This is a genomic window from Bathymodiolus platifrons methanotrophic gill symbiont, from assembly GCF_002189065.1.
Lineage (GTDB): Bacteria > Pseudomonadota > Gammaproteobacteria > Methylococcales > Methylomonadaceae > Methyloprofundus.
Window position 1 is genome coordinate 1 of record NZ_BDMN01000372.1, and the last position, 7,317, is coordinate 7,317.

A 7,317-nucleotide genomic window follows, 5' to 3' on the forward strand; every position below is an offset into this window, starting at 1 on the left:
AAACCTTGCCACCCACGCCTTTAAATTTCTCAATAAAGTCGGCAATCTTTTGAAATACACTTTCGCTGTTAATCCTGGATGGATTAATAGTCCGTGGTAGGCGAAGGGAAATGTGCCAATCCGAAGTGCTCTAGCTGCGCGCTCGGGTCGGGAGGCTAAAATTTTATCCCGATGAGCCGTAGAGCCATTTGATGGAGCCTTAGCCATGCGGGTTTTGTGCATGGGTGAGGTGGACGCAGGGCATAAATGATTCGCCGTGCAGCGAATCGATTTTTGTGACATGAAGTCCCAAAATCTATCATGAAGACGCGCAATGGCGCGTATATGATTTTTACACAAACATTCATTTTTTGCGACAGAATACTTATGCGTAGTCAATTAATCTTATAACATCTGCCATTGCTTATCTTTTTCTCATAGTAAAACACTAAATTCTTTTTCAAATTCTGGCTTAGTATCCGTTTCATTATAAAAAGGCATCCCCCAAACTATGTAATTTCTATCTTTCCATAGCTGTTCAATTTTATGTTCTGCCTTTAACTGCATTAAAAAATTATGCTTCCATTCATCCTGCTTAATAAGATGGCTTCCTTTCGGCTCAATGAATACTTGGTAATGCATAACTGGACTTATATCGTCTTTAATTAAAAACAATACAAAATCAGGTTCAAAAACTCGTCCATCATCAAAATTAAAAAGTTTGAAATGCCGCTCATTACGCAGCAAATACACTTCTGAATATTTTTGTTGAAGTTGTGTTATTACTTTATCAATATATTTCACCAGATATTTTTCTTCTGATGTCCCATAGTTTTCATTAAATACAAACCAATCTTTAGCGGATAAATCCATATATAAATCTTGATTAGTTGTTTCACCTTGAGCAATTCCAAACTCTTGATCGCTATTACCGTCATTAACAATATTCAGAGTTTTATCTGTAAAGGTATCTTTCACCATGAATGGTTTAAACTCTTTCGTGCCTTTGTAGTCAATTTTTTCAGCCTGTAATTGGCTGCTTAATTTATCCAGTAAACGCACAACGCAATCTAGTTTATTATCTTGAGTTAGGTTATTTACTACTATTTCAGAGCCTTCAACCTCTATTCTTATTTTTCCAAGGTAGCTATCGGACTCAATAAATTCTGAAAGACTTTTTAAGTGAGGAAAGAAGCGTTTTAAACTTGAAAATTGATATTCAGGAAATTTACTCAAGGCCTTTATAATAACGCTAGAACCAAACGATTTTATAAAATAATCCTTTTGTTTCTTGTTGGCTTGCTTCTGTTTTTCGTCTTCAAAGACTGTTAATGATTGAGAATACCCCGATAATAAGGGGGTTTTATGTATGGTTTCAATAAACGAAGCATTTAAGCCTAATACGTCCTCTCGGGCGTATTTAATACGTTCATTTTTGAAAATAATTCCCGCTTTATAAAAGGATTTATCCTTAAAACCGGGTTTTAAAAATAACTTACATTCAAGGCTAGTTTTTGCTTTGATACCGATCTCTTCTAACGCGGTATGCAATTCTTGGATATAGCGCGGATTGTAAGCACTATGATAATAGAGTTCTTCACATAGTTTTAAATCATGTTCTTTTTCATCATTCAGAATATCGTATTTACGTTGATAAAGTGGTTGGTCATTTTCCAATCTAAAAGGGCAATATCTCGCACCACGTCCAATTAATTGCGCTTCTGCTAAAGTAGTCTTACCAGGCTTACCTTTTTTTGCGTCTCTCGTGTCGTAAAGCCGCACAATATCAAACAGGTTGAGAACGTCCCAGCCTTCATTGAGCTTATCGACTGCAAAAATAGCGCGGTATTCATTGTCGCTATCTTCTAGTGTGTTGACGGCTATTTGTTTCTGTTCAGATTCATCTTTAGAATTAACAGAGATACACTTATTTTCTGCAAATTCCTCCTGTAATTCTAAAGCTAGGTTTTCCAGTGTAATTTGATTGGATTGAAAATAATAAAACACCTTTTCTAAGTTACTATCTAAATTAGGGTTGCTTTGAATTTTTGCTAAGTCGCTTTCTTTCAAGCCTTTTATTTTAGTCATGAACTCATCAAAGAAGGCGTTAGAATCTTTGATTGTTTTTGACTTGAACAAAATAACAGGCTTAATCATCCAGCCGTGTTTTTCAAATATTTTGCGTCTAAATTGACTTAATAGTAAGGCTTGTAATGCGCGATCAATAGGCTGAATATCAGATTGTAAAACCTTCACTTCTTTTGAGTAGCCATCCATCCTAAAGGACTTTAACGGGTAATCAAAAATAATTTTATCTCGATATTTTTCAATAATCTGCTCATTCGTTAAATCTGCGGTAGCAGTAAATTCAAGCAGGATATTTTGATTATTAGCATTAAAAATTTTATTAACAGTCGATTCCCAACTATTCAAATCAAATAATTCTGCTTGATTTATATCTTTAGTTTTTCTGGTTTCAGCATTTATATGATGCGCTTCATCCGAGATGAGAACGATTTTTTCACTTTCAAAATCATCATAAGTGATACTGTTTTCTTGCGGTGTATTTAGGCGGGTATGCAATCCCTGAATGGTTGAAAAAACAATGTTTATATCGTCAGGGTTAGCCGCCTGAAAATTATCGACTTCCTTAATGCGTATCTGATGGTTATTGATCTGTACTGTTTCACTAAACAGGTACTTTGAAGCAATGGCATTAAGAAAATTATCACGGGTTTTATTGATAATATTGGTACTGTTTACAAAAAATAGAAAATTACGGTAGCCCTGTTCATATAAATAAAGCATCAATCCCGCCATAATAAGCGTTTTACCGCTACCAGTAGCCATGTGGTACAAAGCTTGTGTAGGTGCGTTATTGGGGCGGCTATGATAGCTTTCCATGTAATATTTGAAGCGTCCAAAGGCTTCAAATTGATAAGGGCGTAACTGAAAATTAGGATTCAGGTTACTAGCGATACAATCAGGGATATTTTTTTGATAAAAATCACTACCACCTAATAATTCTGCACCTGTAGTCAGTTTTTCATGAAGCAAAGGTTTATCAGCCATGATTAAACCTCACCATAAAACTGCTTATTCAACTTTTTATCTTCATCCGATATTTGATAATCTTCATCTTCAATTTCTGAATAATTCACATAGAGTTGATTTTTATCCAGTACAGCAATTAAGAATTGTTTTTGTTCTTCGATTGTTAAGGCTTCAAATTCATGGATATTTTCATTGATGGTTTCAGGGTTTATTTTGTAACTGATAAAACCCGTTTTTTCTATTTCTTGCCAGATTGATTTTAAGGCTTCTGTGGTATCTTCTTGTTCAATTTTATCTATGATATTGGCGTTATGTTGAGTTAGTTCACAGTAGGTAAAAGAGCCGCCACCTTGCCAATCAACTGATTTTGAAATTCCTGATTTATCGCCTTTTATGACATTATTTAAACGTACAAAACTATCATTTTCATCATAATTTAGCTGCTCAACTCCTATGTATCGCCTTCCCATTTTATGGGCAACTGCACAAGTTGTTCCGCTACCAAGATGAAAATCAAGAATAAGGTCATTTCCATCAGTACTCATTTCTATAATTCTTTGTAGTAATTTTTCAGGTTTTTTCCCTGATAAAAGTTTGACGCTACCTTCCTTAGTTAAATTGTTTGTTTCACTAACAAAGTCCCACAAAGTGCCTTGCATATCTTTTTTATATAATGTTCCATCTATTTCTTCAGATACATCACCAAGCCATGCTAGTAGCCTAAAACTATTTCCTTTGTAAAACTGTTCATACATAACACCTTTATTTTTCCCTGATTTTGGCACGTACTCAATAGAATAAAAATCGCCAACAATATTTAGATCATTAACTTTTTTCATGACCCTAGGTCTAATTGAACTTTGAGGCATTGCTGTTTGAAATATTTTTTTTGCATATTTGTTATATGCATCATTTTCAGATAGGTTTTCATCTTTAATTATTTGATTAATTGATTTTATAATGGCGTTATTACGTGAATATATCTTTATTTCAGCCCCACTACCATCAACTGTTGACCCTATATATCCTTTGTCTCCTGAATATATCAATACAGTAGTGTATTTCCAGCTAACGCCATTATCTCTATATTGTTTAACTAATTCACCTATAGGAATGTAGCTATAAACACCTTTAAATGGAGAGAATAATAAATAATTCTTCGCGTATACGTGCAAATATTCAATATTTTTTTTGAGCTTTTTATCTTCTCCACCACCAGATGCACCAGCAACATTTTTCATTTTAATTGAGATAGTATTTATATGATTTTCACTACTGAAAATACTATCCATTAATACTTTTAAATAAGCTTGCTCACTATCATCGCATTGAACAAAAATCACGCCATCATCTCTTAATAATTCTTTGGCAATTTCCAGCCTATTTTTCATAAAAGTTAGCCAAGTAGAATGGTTAAAACTGTCGTTATAACCAAAGCTGTCTGAACCAGTGTTATAAGGTGGGTCGATATAAATCAACTTCACCTTACCAGCATATTTATTTTTCAAAGAATGCAAAGCTAACAGGTTATTGCCTTTGATAATCAGGTTATCATCAAGGCTGATAGCATCTACTTTATGCTCCCCGTCTTTATCGTATTTCTTGAAATTACTTAATGCCTTGGGGGCAAGCAAGCGGTCAATTTCATCAGGTGCTAGGGTTTCATTCCAAAATATTTCTTTACGTTTTTGGTCTTCTTTAGTTTGCCCGCCTTCTAACACGCAATCCTTATATGCCCAAGAAAGCACAACTTCTTTGCTTTCTGTTAAATACTCCCTATCAGCGGTTAAACCAATTTTATTTTTAAATGCGGTATAGCTATCAGGTAAAAATTGTTTGTTGCTAACAAAGCTTTGAAACGCCACTTTATCAAATACTAACGCCTTACCTATTTCTTTGAAAAAATGCTTCTTAATTGACTCGTTACCAAGTAATAAAGAAATTAATCCTTCATCCATTGCAAGAGCAAGTTCTACAACCTTATTTTTTACTAACCTACCATCAATAACCAGACGTTCATCATTTTGAAGTGTACCGATCAATTCTTGTAATAAATTTTGCATACCTGTTTTTATATGTCCCTTATTTGATGGTGCTTTAGCAAGCTTTCATGAAGCAAAGGTTTATCACTCATGGATTAAACCTCACCGTAAAATTGCTTATTCAGTTTTTTATCATCTTCTGGAATTTGATAATCTCCATCCTCAATTTCTGAATAATTCACATAGAGCTGGTTTTTATCCAGTATGGCAATCAATAATTGTTTTTTTTCTTCGATGGTTAAGGCTTCAAATTCATGGATATTTTCATTGATGGTTTCAGGATTTATTTTGTAACTGATAAAACCCGTTTTTTCTATTTCATGCCAGATTAATTTTAAGGATTCGGTGGTGCTTGCTTTCTCAATTTTATCTATGATATTGGCGTTATGTTGTGTTAATTCACAGTAGGTAAAAGAGCCGCCACCTTGCCAGTCAACTGATTTTGAAATTCCACCTTGTTCACCATCTATTACTTTTTTTAGCCTAGTTTCTGGTAATTCATGTATATAGTCCATTTGTTCAATCATAATATATTTTCGTTTCATTTTATGTGCAACTGCACCAGATGTTCCCGAGCCACTATAGAAATCAAGAATTAAATCTTTTTCAGTGCTACCAATAGCGAAAATACGTTGTAAAAGTCTTTCTGGTTTTGGTGTAGAAAAATTAAAGTCTTCTACAACTTGTTTAATTTCTTTATTTGCTTCATCGTTATTTCCAGCTTCTTGATGCAACCAAATTGTAGCTGGTCTCACATTCCCCATATCTTTTAAATACTTTTTAAGCCTTGGGACAGCCTTACCATCTTTGCCAAACCATAAACGGCTTTCAAATTCAAATCTTGAAAGAGATTCTTTAGAGTATCTAGGGTAGGTTCCTCTAGGCGGCTCCCACACAACTCCATTTTTAAATTTATAAGAAAAATTAGTATCATTTCCGCTTTTTGCGTGTAACGGTTGCGTCATCCATTCACCGTTAATATCATCATCTGGATTTTTATACCGTGCATTTTGTTCTTGAGTTCTATCAATACCATTAACAACAAACATTTCTTTGTTTTTAGCAAATACTATTATATGGTCGTGATTATCAGAAAAATATTTTGCATCATTTGAAATGGTGTATTTTTTCTGCCAAACGATATTTGCTACAAAATTTTCTCTACCAAGTACCTCGTCACAAAGTATTTTCAAATAATGAGATTCATCATCATCTATGTTTATCCAAATAGAACCATCATCTCTTAGTAATTCTTTGGCAACCTCTAGCCTGTTTTTCATAAAAGTTAGCCAAGTAGAATGATTAAAGCTATCGTTATAACCAAAGCTATCTGAACCCGTGTTATAAGGTGGGTCTATATAAATCAACTTCACCTTACCAGTATATTTATTTTTCAAAGAATGCAAAGCTAACAGGTTATTGCCTTTGATAATCAGGTTATCATCAAGGCTGATAGTACCTACTTTATGTTCGCCGTTTTTATCGTATTTCTTGAAATTACTTAATGCCTTGGGGGCAAGCAAGCGGTCAATTTCATCAGGTGCTAGGGTTTCATTCCAAAATATTTCTTTACGTTTTTGATCTTCTTTAGTTTGTCCGCCTTCCAGCACGCAATCCTTATATGCCCAAGAAAGCACAACTTCTTTGCTTTCGGTTAAATACTCCCTATCAGCGGTTAAACCAATTTTATTTTTAAATGCGGTATAGCTATCAGGTAAAAATTGTTTGTTGCTAACAAAGCTTTGAAACGCCACTTTATCAAATACTAACGCCCTGCCTATTTCTTTGAAAAAATGCTTCTTAATTGACTCGTTGCCAAGTAATAAAGAAATTAATCCTTCATCCATTGCAAGAGCAAGTTCTACAACCTTATTTTTTACTAACCTACCATCAATAATTAGACGTTCATCATTTTTAAGTGTACCGATCAATTTTTGTAATAAATTTTGCATACCTGTTTTATACCCTCCTTAATTTTCAGGTTACTAGAGATGAAATAAGGAATATTAGTTTGATAAAATTACTACCCCCCCCCGCTGAAAATCAGGGAAACGTAGCCTAAGCGAAGTGATGATTTTTAGTCCGCGATAGCCGTAGGGCCGTTGTTTTGTCGGAGTCTGAGCGTTAGCGAAGGTGGAGACAAAATAAAAGGCCATCCGACACGGCGTCAAGTCATTTGGAGCCTATGTTCCGACCCCTTGTTGGGTCGGGACGAGGTGACGAGGACGAATCGGGGCCGCCG

General features: G+C 34.5%; 4 protein-coding genes. All 4 read right to left on the reverse strand.

Annotated elements, in window-relative coordinates:
* On the reverse strand, positions 1-207 hold a 207-nt coding region (locus CDZ78_RS22725), incomplete at its 3' end, for a hypothetical protein (RefSeq protein ID WP_211200777.1).
* Between the two features lie 207 nt (positions 208-414).
* Positions 415-3,051 (reverse strand): DEAD/DEAH box helicase family protein, encoded by a 2,637-nt coding sequence (locus CDZ78_RS17785; protein WP_087871178.1) that lies wholly within the window; start codon positions 3,049-3,051, stop codon positions 415-417.
* Positions 3,052-3,053: 2 nt separating this feature from the next.
* A complete protein-coding gene (locus CDZ78_RS17790; protein ID WP_087871179.1) occupies positions 3,054-5,096 on the reverse strand; it encodes a DNA methyltransferase in 2,043 nt (680 codons plus the stop codon).
* 74 nt (positions 5,097-5,170) lie between these two features.
* Positions 5,171-7,027, reverse strand: a complete 1,857-nt coding sequence (locus CDZ78_RS17795; RefSeq protein ID WP_087871180.1) for a DNA methyltransferase — start codon at positions 7,025-7,027, stop codon at positions 5,171-5,173.
* Positions 7,028-7,317: the final 290 nt, after the last annotated feature.